Annotated in this window: 16 protein-coding genes; 11 read left to right on the forward strand and 5 right to left on the reverse strand. The window is 60.5% G+C overall.

The window, feature by feature from the left end:
* Positions 1 to 15 precede the first annotated feature (15 nt).
* The 9 genes from D7S89_RS20460 (at position 16) to aac(6') (ending at position 10,449) form a co-directional block, all read left to right on the forward strand.
* Positions 16 to 1,422: an aspartate aminotransferase family protein gene (locus D7S89_RS20460; RefSeq protein ID WP_121280545.1), complete on the forward strand. Its 1,407-nt coding sequence runs from the start codon at positions 16 to 18 to the stop codon at positions 1,420 to 1,422.
* A 113-nt stretch (positions 1,423 to 1,535) separates the two neighbouring features.
* Positions 1,536 to 3,071, forward strand: a complete 1,536-nt coding sequence (locus D7S89_RS20465) for a flavin-containing monooxygenase (RefSeq protein ID WP_121280547.1) — start codon at positions 1,536 to 1,538, stop codon at positions 3,069 to 3,071.
* A 19-nt stretch (positions 3,072 to 3,090) separates the two neighbouring features.
* Positions 3,091 to 3,996 (forward strand): SDR family NAD(P)-dependent oxidoreductase, encoded by a 906-nt coding sequence (locus tag D7S89_RS20470; RefSeq protein WP_121280549.1) that lies wholly within the window; start codon positions 3,091 to 3,093, stop codon positions 3,994 to 3,996.
* Position 3,997: 1 nt separating this feature from the next.
* Positions 3,998 to 4,879, forward strand: coding sequence for a metal-dependent hydrolase (locus D7S89_RS20475; protein ID WP_183085285.1), 882 nt, complete (start codon positions 3,998 to 4,000; stop codon positions 4,877 to 4,879).
* Positions 4,876 to 5,808, forward strand: a complete 933-nt coding sequence (locus D7S89_RS20480; protein WP_121280551.1) for an alpha/beta fold hydrolase — start codon at positions 4,876 to 4,878, stop codon at positions 5,806 to 5,808. The genes D7S89_RS20475 and D7S89_RS20480 overlap by 4 nt, the downstream gene beginning before the upstream one ends.
* A gap of 21 nt (positions 5,809 to 5,829) precedes the next feature.
* Complete coding sequence (gene treA / locus D7S89_RS20485) at positions 5,830 to 7,476, forward strand: alpha,alpha-trehalase TreA (protein ID WP_121280553.1); 1,647 nt, start codon at positions 5,830 to 5,832, stop codon at positions 7,474 to 7,476.
* Between the two features lie 218 nt (positions 7,477 to 7,694).
* Complete coding sequence (locus D7S89_RS20490) at positions 7,695 to 9,284, forward strand: B12-binding domain-containing radical SAM protein (protein ID WP_121280556.1); 1,590 nt, start codon at positions 7,695 to 7,697, stop codon at positions 9,282 to 9,284.
* Positions 9,284 to 9,898, forward strand: coding sequence for a LysE family translocator (locus tag D7S89_RS20495; protein ID WP_121280558.1), 615 nt, complete (start codon positions 9,284 to 9,286; stop codon positions 9,896 to 9,898). The genes D7S89_RS20490 and D7S89_RS20495 overlap by 1 nt, the downstream gene beginning before the upstream one ends.
* A gap of 71 nt (positions 9,899 to 9,969) precedes the next feature.
* Positions 9,970 to 10,449, forward strand: a complete 480-nt coding sequence (aac(6'), locus tag D7S89_RS20500; RefSeq protein WP_183085286.1) for an aminoglycoside 6'-N-acetyltransferase — start codon at positions 9,970 to 9,972, stop codon at positions 10,447 to 10,449.
* A gap of 77 nt (positions 10,450 to 10,526) precedes the next feature.
* On the opposite strand, the gene D7S89_RS20505 is transcribed toward aac(6'), so the two are convergent.
* Entirely contained in the window at positions 10,527 to 11,855 is a 1,329-nt protein-coding gene (locus D7S89_RS20505) for an aminotransferase-like domain-containing protein (RefSeq protein WP_121280562.1), read from the reverse strand.
* A 91-nt stretch (positions 11,856 to 11,946) separates the two neighbouring features.
* Between D7S89_RS20505 and D7S89_RS20510 the strand changes: the two genes are divergently transcribed.
* Together D7S89_RS20510 and tssF are read left to right on the forward strand one after the other, a co-directional pair.
* Positions 11,947 to 12,576 carry a LysE family translocator gene (locus tag D7S89_RS20510; RefSeq protein WP_121280564.1) on the forward strand — a complete coding sequence of 210 codons (630 nt, stop codon included), beginning with the start codon at positions 11,947 to 11,949 and terminating at the stop codon, positions 12,574 to 12,576.
* A 145-nt stretch (positions 12,577 to 12,721) separates the two neighbouring features.
* Positions 12,722 to 14,545, forward strand: a complete 1,824-nt coding sequence (gene tssF / locus D7S89_RS20515; RefSeq protein ID WP_121280567.1) for a type VI secretion system baseplate subunit TssF — start codon at positions 12,722 to 12,724, stop codon at positions 14,543 to 14,545.
* Between the two features lie 46 nt (positions 14,546 to 14,591).
* Here tssF and D7S89_RS20520 read toward each other — a convergent pair whose 3' ends face one another.
* From D7S89_RS20520 to D7S89_RS20535, 4 genes are all read right to left on the reverse strand, one after another.
* Positions 14,592 to 15,764 (reverse strand): hypothetical protein, encoded by a 1,173-nt coding sequence (locus D7S89_RS20520; protein ID WP_147426720.1) that lies wholly within the window; start codon positions 15,762 to 15,764, stop codon positions 14,592 to 14,594.
* Complete coding sequence (locus D7S89_RS20525; protein WP_121280571.1) at positions 15,757 to 16,008, reverse strand: PAAR domain-containing protein; 252 nt, start codon at positions 16,006 to 16,008, stop codon at positions 15,757 to 15,759. The genes D7S89_RS20520 and D7S89_RS20525 overlap by 8 nt, the downstream gene beginning before the upstream one ends.
* A gap of 39 nt (positions 16,009 to 16,047) precedes the next feature.
* The gene (locus tag D7S89_RS20530; RefSeq protein WP_147426721.1) at positions 16,048 to 16,431 is read right to left on the reverse strand and encodes a hypothetical protein; all 384 of its coding nucleotides are present in this window, start codon (positions 16,429 to 16,431) and stop codon (positions 16,048 to 16,050) included.
* A gap of 100 nt (positions 16,432 to 16,531) precedes the next feature.
* Positions 16,532 to 16,996, reverse strand: coding sequence for a hypothetical protein (locus D7S89_RS20535; protein ID WP_121280575.1), 465 nt, complete (start codon positions 16,994 to 16,996; stop codon positions 16,532 to 16,534).
* Between the last annotated feature and the right edge of the window lie 32 nt (positions 16,997 to 17,028).

Below are 17,028 nucleotides of genomic sequence, written 5' to 3' on the forward strand. Positions count from 1 at the left end.
GAATCGGAGACCAACATGAGTCATACGCTCGACGACCAGAAGCCCTTGCCTACGCCTTCGCCCGACACCGTGCACTATCGCGCGCTCGATGGCGCGCACCATATCCACCCGTTCTCCGACATGGGCGCGTTGAACCGCATGGGCAGCCGCGTCATCACGAAAGCACAAGGCGTCTATCTATGGGACTCGGACGGCCATCGCCTGATCGACGGCATGGCGGGCCTCTGGTGCGTAAACGTGGGCTACGGCCGCAAGGAACTGGCCGAAGCCGCGTATCGGCAGATGTGTGAGCTGTCGTACTACAACACGTTCTTCAAGACGACGCATCCGAGCGTAGCCGAATTGTCGGCGCTGCTCGCGCAGCTCGCGGGCCCGCCATTCACGCACTTCTTCTACTGCACGAGCGGCTCGGAGGCCAACGACACGGTACTGCGCATCGTCTATCGCTATTGGGCTACGCAAGGCCAGCCGCAGAAGAAATACGTGATCTCGCGCAAGAACGGCTATCACGGCTCGACGATCGCCGGGGCGACGCTTGGGGGCATGGCGTACATGCACGAGCAGATGCCGTCGAAGGTCGAACACATCGTGCACATCGACCAGCCGTACTTCTTCGCCGAAGCCGAGCCCGGCATGACGCCTGATGCATTCGGCCTCGAACGCGCCCGGCAACTCGAAGCGAAGATTCTCGAGCTCGGCCCCGAGAACGTCGCGGCCTTCATCGGCGAACCGTTTCAGGGAGCTGGCGGTGTCATCTTTCCGCCTTCGACCTATTGGCCCGAAATCGAACGCATTTGTCGTCGATACGATGTGCTGCTGGTCGCCGACGAAGTCATCGGCGGCTTCGGCCGCACAGGCAAATGGTTCGCGCATCGGCACTTCGGTTTCAAACCCGATCTGATGGCGCTCGCGAAAGGCATCACGAGCGGCTACGTCCCGCTGGGGGCTGTGGCGATCTGCGAACGCGTCGCGCAAGCGATCGTCGAGCACGGCGAGTTCAATCACGGCATGACCTATTCAGGCCACCCTGTCGCCACGGCCGTCGCGCTGGCCAACCTCGCGCTCATGCGCGAGGAAGCCATCGTTGAGCGCGTCAAAGACGATACAGGACCGTACTTCCAATTTCGCTTGCGCGAAGCGTTCGAAGGTCATCCGATCGTCGGCGAAATCGCGGGCGTGGGGCTAGTCGCCGGGCTGCAACTCGCGCGCGAGCCGCGCTCGCGCACGCGCTTCGAAAACGGCGCGGAAGTCGCCGGGATCTGCCGGGATCTGTGCTTCAGCGGCAACCTGATCATGCGCGCGAGCGGCGATCGCATGCTGCTCGCCCCACCCCTCGTGATCAGCAAGCCCGAAATCGATGAGCTCGTCGCCAAGGCCAAACAGGCCATCGATGCGACGGCCAGGCGTGTCGGCATGATGTGACGCCCTCATAGAATCCCCCATCTAAACGGCCCCTTGCACCGGGCCGTCCGGTTGCCTATCGTTACATCCATCAATGTAATGATCGATAAAAACAATCATCGGAGGGCGCCCGGATGGAGACGGTCGACATCGCGATCATCGGCTCGGGTTTCGCCGGCCTAGGCATGGCGATCCGCTTGAAAGCGGCCGGCATGCACGACTTCGCCATCATGGAAAAAGCGGAGTCGGTCGGCGGCACCTGGCGAGACAATCATTACCCCGGTTGCGCGTGCGACGTCCAATCGCACGTCTATTCGTTTTCGTTCGCACCCAATCCGCATTGGTCGCGCATGTTCGCCCCACAGCCGGAGATCCGCGCGTATCTGGAACACTGTGCCGAACGCTTCGGCATCGGGCCGCATCTGCGCTTTCGGCGCGCGCTTGTCAACGCCCGTTACGACGAGACCCTACAGCGATGGCATTTGCGTTTCGCCGACGGTTCGACGCTGTCGGCGCGCGTGCTGATCTCGGGCATGGGCGGACTCTCGCGTGCGTCGGTACCCGAGATCGAGGGCCTGTCGACGTTCGCCGGCAAGACGTTCCACTCGCAGCAGTGGGATCACGGCTATGCGCTCGCGGGCAAGCGTGTCGGCGTGATCGGCACGGGCGCGAGCGCCATTCAATTCGTGCCGCAAATCGCGCCGCACGTCGCGCACCTTGCGCTGTTTCAACGCACGCCGCCGTGGATCATGCCGAAGCCCGATCGCGCGATCAGCACGGCCGAGCGTTGGTTGTTCGAGCATCTGCCGTTCACCCAGCGTCTCGCACGCACCGGGCTCTATTGGCTGCTCGAATCGCGCGCATTGGGGTTTTCCGTGCATCCGGGCATCATGAAGGCGCTGCAAAAACTCGCGCTCAGGCATCTGCACAGGCAGATACCCGACGCAATGCTGCGCGGAATCCTCACGCCGGGCTATACGCTCGGCTGCAAACGAGTGCTGATCTCGAACGACTATTACCCGTCGCTGATGCGCGAGAACGTCGAGGTCGTCACAGACGGCATCGCCCTCGTCGAGCCCGATGCCGTCGTGACGACGGACGGACGCACACATCACGTCGACTGCCTGATTCTCGGCACGGGCTTTCATGTCAGCGCCCCGTTCGAGCGCGGCCTGGTTCACGGACGCGGGGGCCTCGACATCGTCGACGCCTGGCACGACGGCGCGCATGCCTATCTGGGTTCGACGCTGCCGGCCTTCCCGAACTTCTTCATGATCGTCGGCCCGAACACGGGGCTCGGCCATCACTCGATGGTGTTCATGATCGAGTCGCAAATCGAGTACGTGCTGCGTGCGCTGATCACCATGCGCAAAGCCAACGCTGCCGCGCTCGAAGTGCGCGAGCCCATCGAACGCGCGTACAACGAGCGCATTCAACGAAAACTCGCGCGCGCGATCTGGTCCGTAGGCGGCTGCAAGAGCTGGTACCTCGATCCTGTCACGGGCAAGAACACCACGCTGTGGCCCGGCTTCACCTGGCGCTTTCGCCAGGCCACGCGTCAATTCCGGCTTGCCGACTATCACGCGTATGCCGCACCGGATGCGGCCGATGCGTCGGCTGGTATCGCTTCCGACGAGCGCGCGACCGCGTCGTCGACACAAACGGCATGAAGCATAGGGAGTCCATAACGTGAAAGTGTTGACCGACAAAGTCGCCGCCATCACGGGAGCCGGATCGGGCATCGGGCGTGCGCTCGCGTTGGCGCTGGCGCGTGAAGGTTGCCATCTGGCGCTCGCTGGTCTCCACCCGGAACCTCTCGAAGAAACCGCCCGCCTCGCACAGCAGGCCGCAAACGAACGACGCGGTGTGCCGATCGACATCACGACGTGCGTGCTCGACGTCGCCGAACGCGAATCGATGTTCGCGTGGGCAGCGGCCACTGTGGAGCAGCACACTCAAGTCAACCTGATCTTCAACAATGCCGGCGTCGCGCTGTCGAGCACCGTCGAAGGCATGGACTACGCCGATCTCGAGTGGATCGTCGGCGTGAACTTCTGGGGTGTCGTCCATGGCACGCAGGCGTTCCTGCCTTATCTGAAGACATCCGGCAACGGACACATCGTCAACATCTCGAGCGTGTTCGGGCTGTTCGCGCAGCCCGGCATGAGCGCCTACAACGCGACCAAGTTCGCCGTGCGCGGCTTCACCGAGTCGCTGCGGCAGGAACTCGACCTCATGCAATGCGGCGTCTCGGCCACCTGCGTGCATCCGGGTGGCATCCGCACGAACATCGCGCAAGCGAGCCGCATCTCGCCCAGCGTCTCCGGATTCCTCATCGACAACGAACGTCAAGGACGGGAAGACTTCGAGCGCTTCTTTATCACTAGCCCCGAACAAGCGGCGCGCACGATTCTCGATGGTGTACGCCGAGACAAGCGCCGCGTGCTGATCGGCCGCGATGCGCGCGCCGCCGACGCGCTCGCGCGCTGTCTGCCGGCCGCGTATCAGGCGCTCGTCGTGCGCACGATCCGCCGCATGCGGCGCGCGACGGCCAAGCGTGCCGAGTTGCCGCAAGCATCCATCAAGGAGCAATAGCATGACGATGCCTATTCGTCGCGACCTGCGCTTTGCTTTACCGCCCGATCGTGCGTGCGACTGGCATGTATTCGGCCCCTACGTCACGCATTTCTTCAATGCCATGTCGTTGATGTTTCCAGCCGGCGAGCGATACTTCATCGACAGCGTGCGCTACTACCGCGACCGCATCGAAGACCCGGAGCTGAAGAAGCAAGTACTCGGCTTCATCGGCCAGGAAGCGATGCACACGCGCGAGCACGTCGAGTACAACGCGTTGCTCGATGCAGCGGGGCTACCGGCCACGAGGCTCGACAGGTTCATCACGAACCTGCTCGACTATGGACGCAGGAAGTTGCCTCATTCGATCCAACTCGCGCAAACGGTCGCGCTCGAACACTACACGGCGATGATGGCCGGGCTGCTGCTCGACGATCCTCGGCGTATCGAAGGCTCGGTACCGAGCTACGTCCAGGTCTGGACCTGGCATGCCCTCGAAGAAACCGAACACAAGTCGGTGTCGTTCGATGTCTGGAATGCGGTGATCAAGCCTGGGCCGAAGCGGTATCTGATGCGCACGCTCACGATGCTGCAGATCACCGTCATGTTCTGGGCCATCGTGTTCTGCTTCCATGTGCGGCTGATCGCAGCCGATCGCCCACACGGCCATCGGCTGCGCAACTCGTGGATTCTGGTGCGCTTTCTGTTCAGCCGGCGTGGCGTGTTTCCGTGCATCGCACTAGACTGGCTGCGCTTTTTCAAGCCGAGCTTCCACCCATGGGACCATGACAACAGCGCGTACCTGTCCCGCATCGATGAGCTCGTCGCCGCTGTCACGACGAGCGGCATGCAGCGCCCGGCCGACGTTGGCCACCTGCGATCGCGCACGACGGCACAGACGTGAACGCCGTGCTTGATACCTCGACTGTCGTATCGGATGGCGTGCGGCTCGCTGTCCGTGCGAGTGGGCCGCGCGATGCGCCGCCCATCGTCCTCGTGCACGGCTATCCCGACTCGGCTGCCGTATGGGAGCCGATACGCGCGCAGCTCGACGGACAATTCCGTGTCATCGCCTACGACGTGCGCGGCGCGGGCGCCTCGGAGGCGCCCGCGCATCGTGCAGGCTACCGGCTTCCGCAGTTGGCGGCCGATCTTGCGCGTGTCGCCGAAGCCACGTGCGGCACACGGCCGTTTCATCTGGTCGGCCACGACTGGGGATCGCTCCAGAGCTGGGAAGCAGTAACCGAGGAGTCGTTGCGCGGGCGTATCGCTTCGTTCACGTCGATCTCGGGGCCATGCCTCGATCACGCAGCCTATGCGCTGCGCGGTGACGGCGCCACGACGGGCTCGCGTGGAACGAGGCTCATGCAATTGCTGAAGTCTTGGTATATCGCGTTCTTTCATTTGCCCTTCGTGCCCGAGCTCGCCTGGCGAGTCGTCGGCGTGCGCGCGTGGCCGCTATGGATCAAACTCACCGAGGGCATTCGTGTCGAGGTCGACCCGGCCTTGCTGCGAAACGCGGTGAATGGCCTCGAGCTCTATCGCGCCAACTTCATCGAGCGGATGCGCAAGCCTCGACCTCGTCACGCACACGCCCCCGTGCAGTTCGTCGTGCCGCGGCATGATCGCTATATCGGGCCGGGGTTGTCGATCGGACTCGAACGCTGGCTCGGTGCCTATACGCGTGTGGAGGTCGATGCGGGTCATTGGGTAGTGCTAAGGAATCCTGATCTCATCGCCAGACATATTCGCAACTTCGTGCGGGCGCATGAGTTTGGCACGTCGCCTGGCGAGACGTTGTCGCCGCCATCGGCCGGCCAGCAGAGCGTATAAGGACCCTCTCGCGGAGAAGCAATGTTCGAGTCGTCGACATCCCGGTGTACTCGTCTTCGCTTACTTCCCAATCCTGTGTGGTCCCACGTCGTCGTGCGCCTCGCCGCGGCACTGTTGTTCGCTGGCCTTATCGCCGCTCAAGCCTGCCATGCCGATGCCCCAACGCTGCCGCCTCCGCCCTCGCAGCTCTATGGCGACCTGTTCGTGGCGGTGCAAACGCAGCAGATCTTCGACGATCAAAAGACGTTCGTGGATGCTGTGCCCAATAGCGCCCCGGCTACGATCGTTCAACAGTACGAGCGACAAAAGAACCTGCCCGATTTCGATCTGAAGGCGTTCGTGCTCGCCAACTTCACGCTGCCGAGCGAACCGGTGATCACGCCGCCGAGTGGGCAAACGCTGCGCGAGCATATCGACTGGCTGTGGCCGAAGCTCACACGGACGACCACCACCGCGCCGGCATACAGTTCGCTGATTCCGCTACCCCAGCCCTACGTGGTGCCGGGTGGGCGCTTTCGCGAAGGCTACTACTGGGACACCTATTTCACGATGCAGGGCCTGCAGGAATCATGGCATGAGGACCTCGTCGATGACATGCTCGACGACTTCGCCTACGAGATCGATCAGTTCGGCCACATTCCCAACGGCAACCGCACCTACTACCTGAGCCGCTCTCAGCCGCCGTTCTTCGCGCTGATGGTGGCGCTTGCCGCGCGCAACGAGGGCAGCGGTGTCTATCGAAAGTACCTGCCTCAGCTAAGGAAGGAGTACGCCTACTGGATGAGCGGCGCGAGCACGACGCCACCCGGTCAGGCGACACGCAACGTAGTCGTGATGGCTGACGGCACGGTACTCAACCGCTATTGGGACGAGCGCGACACGCCACGCGACGAGTCGTATCTCGAGGACGTGAAGACGGCCCAACAAGCTACGGAACGCAACCCGAGCGAGGTCTATCGCGACTTGCGCGCGGCCGCCGAGTCGGGATGGGATTTCAGCTCGCGCTGGTTCGGCGACGACCATACGCTGGCTACGATTCGCACGACCTCGATCGTTCCCGTCGACCTCAACAGCTTGCTGTTCACGCTCGAAGCCACCATTGCGAAGGGCTGCGAGTTGTCGCGGGACTATGCCTGTTCGGCCCAGTATGTCGGAAAGGCTCAGCGCCGTGCCGACGGTATCAACCGCTATTTGTGGAATCGCAATGGCTACTACGGCGATTACGACTGGCGGCTTGGCAAGTCGCGCGACAAGGTTTCGGCCGCCGCCGTGTATCCACTGTTTGTCGGCATAGCGTGGCCCGAACGCGCCGCGCGGACGATCAAGACCGTCGACACGCAACTGCTGAAGCCGCACGGCCTTGCGACGACGACGATCGAAACCGGTCAGCAATGGGACGCGCCGAATGGCTGGGCACCGCTGCACTGGCTCACGATTGAAGGCGTATGCCGCTATGGGCACCCTGAGTTCGCCAGGACAGTCGGCGTGCGCTTTCTTGCCGACGTGAAGCAGGTCTACGCGTCGGATCAGAAGCTCGTCGAGAAGTACGTCGTCGAAGGACCGAATGCTGGTGGTGGCGGCGGTGGCGAATATCCGTTGCAGGACGGCTTCGGGTGGACCAATGGGGTCACGCTCAAGCTGCTCGATCGATATGCGCGTGGTGAATGATTAGAAGGATGGGTTGTTGAATTATCGGCGGCCCATCCCACGCTCCGGCTTCGGTTCGCCCGACATATTAATCCGGCATAGCCCCTCCTGATTAGCGCCCCTCGTAATTTAGAGTAGATCCACCAACGTAAAACAGTCCGAACCACAAAGAATCTTGCGCCTTGAAGCGAAATTGTTGGTTAGCCTCGATCCCATGAAATAAAAATGAGAGAGCCAAATTGGGAAAATCGAGGAACGTCGTCTTTTTCATCAATCCACCCAACAGCAATGACATTGGTGCGGCCCCGACGATCGGCGATTCGGTCTCAAAGGGTGTGCAGCATACCGATTGGGCAAATTTTCCGCACTTGGGAATCCTATCGCTTGCGTCATATGTCGATTCGCTTCCCGAATTGGATGCGATCTACATCGACGGCGTCGTGCATCCAATCGACGTCATCACCTCTGAAATCCAGTCCAAAGCGGCGACCACACTTGCTGTCTGCCTCAGTGCGATCACCGCAAACTACGAAGCATCTCTTCGAATTGCACACTCAGTCAAAACAATCGACCCTGCTATTTCAATCATTATGGGGAACGATCACTTTTCGGCGTTAAGCCGGGAAATCCTATCTCGCCATCGCACACTTATTGACTGTGGTTTTGTCGGAAACGAGATCTACACAGGACTTGGCGAGTACCTGCAGGATCTCCGTCGCCATACGACGAGCGAGATCTACCCAGGATCCGTGCGATGGGTAGCGGATCGGCTCATCGTCGATCCGCAGATTCGCGAGGAGGTTAATCGTGTGATCGATTACCGCTTGATTGACCGCGTGCTGCCACACACGTCGACCTACTCTCGGAATTTCACTCGTCGCCTCGGCCACCGCATTTGTGATCTAACTGGCCGCCACGCGAAGTGTGGGGTGCCCGTTGAGATCAGCCGCGGCTGCATCAAGTTCAGCGGCGATGATGCGTGTTCATTCTGCTCAATTCAATACGGTGGTATGTGGAAAAACGAGCTTCCTGCTGTACACGCATGGCAGGCGATTCGCGCTGCGTGGTCGGCGGGGTATGACTATCTGTATGTCACTGCCGACGAACTTCCCCTTACGTTTTCGCGGCTGATGCTCGATATGGCGAACACACCACCGATATGGTGGCAGGAGCTTGAACCTGACGAACGGCCGATTCTTGTCGGGTATGCGCGAGCCGACGGCATGGAAAAGGAACATGTCTTGAAGGCCATGCGGCAGATTGGCTTCCAGATTTTATTCGTCGGCGTCGATGCAGGCGCGTCACTGTCGTTACGGGCGCTCAATAAGCCACTAAAAAATAAGGACCCACAACTCTCGTCTCAACGAATGTCTGCGTCGAATCTGCGCGCACTGGAGAACGCTCGGCGCCATCGTGTGTCGATTAAGGCAGGATTCGTCCTCGGCCACCTTGGTATGAATGACGCGCTACTTGGGGAGAACGTGCGCACCTATGTCGAGTTCCTGCGCAGCGGGCAAGACGTTATCGTCAGCGCCGATATCGAACTCTTGTCGCCCGAACCCGGGTCCAAGGATTTTTACTACCTGACTCACCCGGACGCTGCCGCCGCGATTTCGAGCGATCTCGATCTCGAAATCGCGCCCATCGAATTGCGTGAGCACATCGCTGCTGACTATCGTGGCATCGACATTTTTGATCGCGAGCGCGCAATCGAAGACTATATCCGGGCGTTTATGCCGAGACTGTCGAAAAACACGCTCACACAAGCCCGTGATTACGTGAGGGCATCATGTTTAACGCTTGGCATCGTGATTGGTGACGAAATCTGATGACAACCTCCCAGGCTCTCGCTTTCACTGCCACCTGCCTCGGCTTCGGCTTCATTCCAGGGCCGGCTCTGCTGCAAACGATTTCGATCACCATTCAGCACGGTCGCCGCGCAGGTGTATTGTCAGCACTCGGAATCCATCTCGGCGCACTCTTGCAAATCAGTGCCGTTGCTATGGGCGCGGCCGCTGTGTTGAAAACATCACCGTGGCTCTATCACGCGCTTCGCATTACTGGGGGCGGATACCTGATCTGGCTTGGCATTCAGCGTATCCGCACCCAGCCCGAGACTGGCAACGGAAGCTCCGCGGGGCCGAAGAACCCAATTTTGTCGAGCGCGCTGATCGAAGCAGTGAATCCGAAATCCGCGCTGTTCTATTTTTCGTTCCTACTACAATTTGTCGATACGTCGATGTCACTCAATGTCGGCTTGCAATTTTTCCTATTGGGCATAAGCGCGAACTTGCTATTCTCACTCGCCGACCTGGCTTGTATCGCGCTTGCACATCCGCTATATGAGAAAGCGACAACGGGTGGCACCGCATTGACCGTCTGTCGCTATCTCGCAGGTGCGCTCTTCGTCACACTCGGCATCGTCGCGATCATTGAAAAATAGCCCGATTGGGACAGGCGCTCTCCGTCGTATACCCATTTTGCAGTACCGTTCTATCCGTATAGAAATTTTCAATGCCTCCAACTTCATTCACCATCCGAGCGGTAGCTCAAGCTGACATTTCATTGTGGCGTTTGTTAAGGCACATGCTCTGGCCACATACAAGTGTAGATGACCATGCACACGAGACTGAGCAATTACTCGCAGCACCACATCAATACGCGATGGCTATCGCCATCTCATCCAAAGGCGAAGCACTCGGCTTCGCCGAGGCTGCAATACGACACGACTACGTCAACGGCTGCGACACTTCACCAGTGCTTTTTCTCGAAGGCATTTACGTAGTCCCCAGCATGCGCCGTCAAGGCATTGCGAGAGCGTTGTGTACATCCATTGAGCAATGGGGAAGTTCGCATGCATGCGCAGAATTTGCTTCCGATACCTCTATCGACAACGTCGATGCACAAGCGTTACATCGTGCACTCGGCTTTGATGAAACCGAGCGTGTCGTGTTTTTCCGAAAGCTCCCCCGCGACCGACGTCGAACGGCCTGATCGCGTTTTCGGACACCTTGCATCTGCCCCTCTTACCCACGATAGAAGTGCGTTCTCTATTGAGCGCATACGAACGATCAACCGCCCATCACGACTCCCCGCACCTTCTGCAAAGCCGCTTCAAGCATCGGCAAGGGCACGGACCCCAACGCAAGACGCAGCGCATGGGGCACTGCCGCCGTCGTTGCAAAAGGCTCCGCGGTCGTCACGAGCACGCCATCGCGCGCGAGTGACGCCGCCACCGCATCGGCGCGAATGTCTGGCGGCATCGTCAGCCACAAGAAGTACGACGACGCATACCCCGTCAACGCTGCACCATGCAACACGCGACGCGCCAGCCTCTGCCTACGTCGAGCATCGTTGCGCTTGCGCTGCTCGAGCGTATCGACGATGCCGTGCTCGATCCAATGGCAAGCGAGCGCGACCGTCAACGAAGGCGTGTTCCACGTCGATACGCCGATCGCTCGCTCGAGTGCCGGCACCCAACGCATTGGCGCGGCGATAAATCCTAAACGCAACCCCGAAGCAACGCTCTTCGACAGCCCCGATACGTACACGGTGTGCTCAGGCGCATACGTAAACACAGGCTTCGGTGCCGGCTCCGCAAGAAACGCATACGCGCCGTCCTCGATGATAAGCAAGCCGTATCGCTGTGCAAGCTCGGCAAGACGTTCGCGCTGCGGCTCCGGCATCACGTGGCCGAGCGGATTGTGCAGCGTCGTCATCGTATAGACGGCGCTCACCTTGCGGCGCTTACATAGCACTTCAAGCGCGTGAAGATCGGTGCCGTCATGCTCGATCGGCACGGGGACGACCTCGAGCCGCATCGCTTGTGCGAGCGCTTTCATGCCCGGATAACTCAGCGAGTCGATCGCCACCACATCGCCCGGGCTCAGCAATGCCAGCGCGGTCACGGCCAGTCCTTGTTGCGCGCCATTGACGATCATCACTTGTTCGCCTGGCACACGGATGCCGCGATTGCGCAAATGCCGGGCGACCGTCTGCCGCTCGTGCGCACGACCACCTTGGGGGGACGAGTGAAGTAACGCATCCAGATCGCCCGACGCGGCGATGCTGCGCAGCCCTTCACGCAGCATCTCGTCCTGGCCAGGCAGCGACGGGTAGTTGAAGGTCAGATCGATAGCACCCGCGCTCAGCGACTGCTGAACCACACCATTGCCGCGCGACAGCGTCGTGTCGCGCACGAAAGTGCCCCTGCCCGTCTCGCCGACGACGAGACCGATCGACGCAAGCTCGGCATAGACACGCGTCGCGGTACCGAGCGCGATACGGTGCTGCTTCATCAGCATGCGGACGGTGGGCAACTGCGTGCCAGGCAGCAGCTTGCCCGCCCGAATGCGCTCGGCGAGTTCGTCGACGATGGATTGGTAGCGCGGCGCGGTCATCGTGTCTTGGACGTGTACTTGGAACAATTTCTTTGGTGTATCAGGTCGTCAGCGTACGCTGTACCCGTCTTCCACGCAAATCGGTGTCCCCATGCCAGGAATCGCGACCTTGTCGATCTTTGCCGCAGCCGTCGTCATGCTGCTGCTCTCACCCGGGCCCAACATGGCATTCGTGCTGGCGCACGGCGTCGCCTACGGCGCGAGCGGCGGCGCTGCGGCTGCACTCGGCATCACCGCCGCGGACCTGATCCTCACGATACTGACGGCGACCGGCATCACGGCGATCGTCGCCGCCTGGACGCCCGCCCTCGACGCGATTCGCTATGCCGGGGCCGCGTATCTGCTATGGATGGCCTATCAGGCATGGAGCCGACGCGTAGGGATACATCACGACGTGACACGCGAAACGTCACTTACCGCGGTGTTCGTGCGTGCGATGTTGAACGGCTTGCTCAACCCCAAAGCGCTCTTGTTCTTCATGGTCTTTCTGCCGCGGTTCGTCGACCCGGGCCACGGCGCGGTCACGCCCCAGCTTGTCGTGCTCGGCTGCGTGCTTGCGGCCATCGCCGCCGTCTTTCATGTGGCGCTCGGCGCCGGAGCAGGCCCGCTGAACCGGATGCTGTCGGGCCGCTCGACGGCAGCCCGGCTGCAATCGCGCGCGCTTGCCGTCGTGCTGGCGCTGCTCGCGCTGCGGCTCGTGTTGATGACGCACGCATCCTAGGCGGCACGCGACCCATTGGCTTGCCTTGCCGGCGATGCTGCAAGGGTGGCGGGAAGTGCCGCAGATGCGTAAGATGCTTGTCGCTCGCTGAAGTGGCCCCGGGCCGCCAGCCATTGACTTCATCGCTCAACCACCACCCGATTTCATGGAAGATCTGCTCCCGCATTACGAACGGGAACTCGCGCTGTTGCGGCGTTCCATGCAGGAATTCGCGGCACGCTATCCGAAGATCGCCGCCCGACTTGCGATTTCGGGCGAGCATTCCGACGATCCGCACGTCGAGCGCATGCTCCAGTCGTTCGCGCTGCTTGCGGCCCGCATCGACGCCAAGCTCGACGACGACTACCCTGAATTCGCGCACGCGATGCTCGAGGCGCTGTATCCGCAGTACTTGCGCGCCTTTCCGTCGTGCTCGATCGCGCAGTTCGACACGGCCGATCTTTTCAAACAGCTGACGCAGCCGGTGGTACTCGCACGCGGCCGGCAACTGATCACCAAGACGGGCGGCTATCGCTTCCGTACCGCCTACGACGTGACGCTGGCGCCGCTGTGCATCGAGCAGGCGCGCTATGCGTTCGCGGCGTTTGCGCCGATGACCGTGAAGCTGCCGGACGATACCTCCGGAGTCGTGTCGATCACGTTCGCCCCTGCCGCGGCCACGGTCCGTCTTGGCGCGTCGATGCCGGCGAAGGTGCGTGTGCATCTGAGCGGCCAGCGCGAAGTCGTGGCGGCACTGACCGACGGATTACTGCTGCGCACGGCAGCCGCTTTCGTCGATGCCGACGATAAGGGACAGTGGCGTCCGCTTGCCCGTTCGCCGCTGACTGCAGTCGGCTTCGACGAACACGATGCGTTGCTCGACGGCTCCGGCGACGCCACGGCTTCGTTCCGCTTGTTGATGGAGTACTTCGCGTTCCCCGACAAGTTCGACTTCGTCGACGTCGATCTGGGCGCACTGACGCGTGCGGCAGGTCCATGCGAGCGCTTGACGTTGCACCTCGCGATCACGGGCGTACACCCCGATTCGTGGGCCGGCCAGCGCATGGCCACGCTGAGCACCGACCATCTGAAGCTTTTCTGCACGCCCGTCATCAACCAGTTCAAGCACGATGCGATGCCGGTCAAACTCGAAGGCACCGCCACCTCGTTTCCCGTGGTACCGCAAGCGCCGAAGCAAGGCAGCATCGGCGTGTATTCGGTCGACAGCGTGCGGATGAGTTCGGCCGGACGCAGCGAGCCGGTGAGCGTCGCACCGTTTCATTCGTTGATGCACGGCAGTTCGGAGCAGTTGTCGGGGCCGTACTGGATCGCTCGGCGCGACCCGAGTGCGATCGTCGCGGAAGCCGATCACGAGATCGAGCTGACGCTGGTGGGGCTCGACGGCGTGCCCATGATGCCCGATGCCGACGAGCTTGCTATCGGCCTCACGTGCACGAATCGCAATTTGCCGAGCATGCTGGCGTTCAAGACGCCGGGGGGCGATCTGTCGACCGATCATGGTGCCGTCAAGTGCCCCGTGTCGCTGCTGCGCAGGCCGACGGAAAGCGTGGAGCCCGCGCGCGGCAAGGAAACGCTGTGGCGCCTGATCTCGCACATGATGGCGCATCCGGTGCAGCTCGGCGAGGCCGGGCTCGACGAGTTCAAGCTGCTGTTCCGGCAGTTCGCGAGCTTGTCGTCGTCGCAGACGCGGCATATCGACGGCGTAACGCGGCTCGAACGTCGCTCGACGATGCAGTGGATCGTGATGGACCCGTGCCCGGCCTTCGTGCGCGGGATCGAGATCGCGCTGACAGTCGACGATCAGGCGTTCGCGAGCAGTAGCCTCAATGCGTTCATCGAGGTGATGGATCGGTTTTTCGCGCCGTATGCGCCGGCGAATAGCTTTGTGCAGCTGGTTGTGATTTCCAAGCACAACGGCTCGGAGATTCGGCGGTGTGAACCTAGGCAGGGGAAGGCGGCGTTGGTTTGATGGTCGATGTTCAGAGGGCCGCGTTGCGGCGGCCTTCTCCTATCGCTTAACGTGTGATGCGTTTGAATGTTTTGGGGGCGCCGATGTCACCTACAACGCTGAGCCATGCATTGCCTTCCGCCTGCACCGCATCCACGTCTTTATCGAAACGCTGGGTGCCGATCACCTTCTCTGCCGCGAGATCGATCTTGACCGAGAACCACGAGTGTTCGTCGCTACATGATCGCCCTATGATCTCGAGCACACTCCCGCTAGGCGCAAGCGCTTTGGCGGCACAGATCGGCTGACTTAGCGTAAAGTTTTCCTTCTTCAGCTTGCCGGACGTATCGATCAAGGAAACGAGTAACGGCGGCCGATTGGAGGCGGAAAGACCGACGTAGGCGACGCTACCGTCGGGCAAGAATGCGGTCTTGGTTCTCAGCAAGTCCCGCGGGTACACGTACGTTGACCAGACATACCCGCGTTTGCTCAGATCGACCTTCGAAACGGCGTAGCCATCATGGCCTGACGATCCTTGGCTACCGTTGGCCATGAACTGTCCCGCCATGAACAAGTGCTGTCCCTCAAGCCTGGCTTGCGTGCCGACCCAAAATGCGCCAGTCGGGAGCGTGGTGACGCCTTGCGGTTTGAGCTCCTTATCGAACGTCGCCATGAATACGCTGAACTTGCCGCTTCTATTGAGCGCATCGTTCATTCCGCCTGCAACCGATACGCCATTGGCGTCGACGCTCAGCAGGTAGTCCCACTCATCGAAACCGGCAGACACACGCTGTCGCTTGAGCAGCTTGCCCGACGCAGAAATCTTGCTCAGCACCAGTTCCGACTGACTCACCGACGACGAGCTGTCCGTCTGCTCCTGACTCAGCACGTAGAGGAACGTGCCGTCGCTCTTGCATGAGAGCGCTGCATTTTCGTAGTTGGACTTCGCATAGGGAATGTCCAACGACCAGACAACGCGGCGCTTGCTCGCGTCGACAAGCATCACGAATCCGCTCGTATTCGGCACCTCATCGTGATAAATGTCTCCAGCTAAGCAGTATTGATCGTTGCCGATGGGTTCGATTGCGCTGGCGCTGAAGTCGTCCGAATGATCGAGTGGTATGTCTACCGACTGTGGGGGTGCAGCAATGGCACTCGCAGAGAGAGCGGTGGCAAGAATGCCCAGCAAAACTGGAAGTAGAAATCCGCGCTTCATATCGGCCTTGCGTATATCAACCAAGACTCGAAATCAAATGGCACCCACAGGTCGCCTTATGCCCGTGCCGGGCGATCGGAATGCCGTCATCGGTCATCGATTCGTCTCCATCGAGGATAACGTTCGGCTTCACGTCAGGATGCTTCGGGCACGAGACTTCATCGCCCTTGCGTGCGACATACCGTCCGTCGTACTTCATCGTCTTCGATGCCGTGATCACTTTGCCGCCATGATCGGTGTCGTCATCCAAACGGATCAGATTCATGATGTGAAGCCCCTCCCTATTCAGTTGATGTCAATCGGCTAATTACAGTGCCTTCCATTTGAAGAAGTTCCAGCCGACGCCTTTGTCCTTGATGCATCCTCCGCTCACCACGTGCGCATTGGCGATGTCGACTCCGGCATAGCGCGGCGACTTCGATTCGACGTCCAGCATGATCGTCACGTCACCGTTGCCGCCGTGATCCTTGAACACGTTCGTCTTGACGGTGTCGCCATCCTGCAGGAAAGCTGAATCGTCCTCCATGTCGTCGGTCTTCGAGGTGAACTTCGCCTTACCCGACAGCGTCGTCTTGCAAACGGCCGACGACAGATCGAGCTTGTAGCCGATCAACTTTTTGCCGTCTGTGTCCTTGCCGAGGTCGGTCACCGTGATCGATGCCGAATACAGTACTTCGCCCTTCGACGTCAATATCACACTCTTTTCAGCCGCATGACACGCAGCAGACATACAACCGATCACACTCAGCAGTACCCACGATAAAAATCCGCTCTTCATATTGATCTTCGGCTCACTTGCCCTTGGACGCGCCGGGCCAGTCGAAAAAATTCCAGCCGTCCCCTTTCTTATCTACACAGCCGCTAGGAGTCGTCTTAGGGTTGTCAATATCGACGCTCGCAAACCGAGGCTTCTTCGACTCGACATCCATGACCAATTCGACGTGGCCGTTGTCACCATCATCTCGGTAGACTGACGTTTTTACGAGGTCACCGCCAAGCACCGTCATCGGGTCGTCTCTGCGCGTAAAAAACGTAGCCTGCCCTGAGATTACCGACTGACATGTCGTCGATTTCAGTTTGACCTGGTAGGCTACCTTGCGCTTCCCATCACTGCCCTTCCCCGCCTCCCTCAACGTTATCGATGCCTCATATGGAACGTCTCTCGACGTTAGCGTCACCACCCCGTCAAATGCCCGACTCGCAATCGGAGAAAAAAAGATAGAGGCCATCACAGCGCGGGCAAGAAAATTCTTCATTTGTAAACGTCCATTCAGGTCATACAAAGTGC

The sequence above is a fragment of the Trinickia fusca genome (assembly GCF_003628145.1).
Lineage (GTDB): Bacteria > Pseudomonadota > Gammaproteobacteria > Burkholderiales > Burkholderiaceae > Trinickia > Trinickia fusca.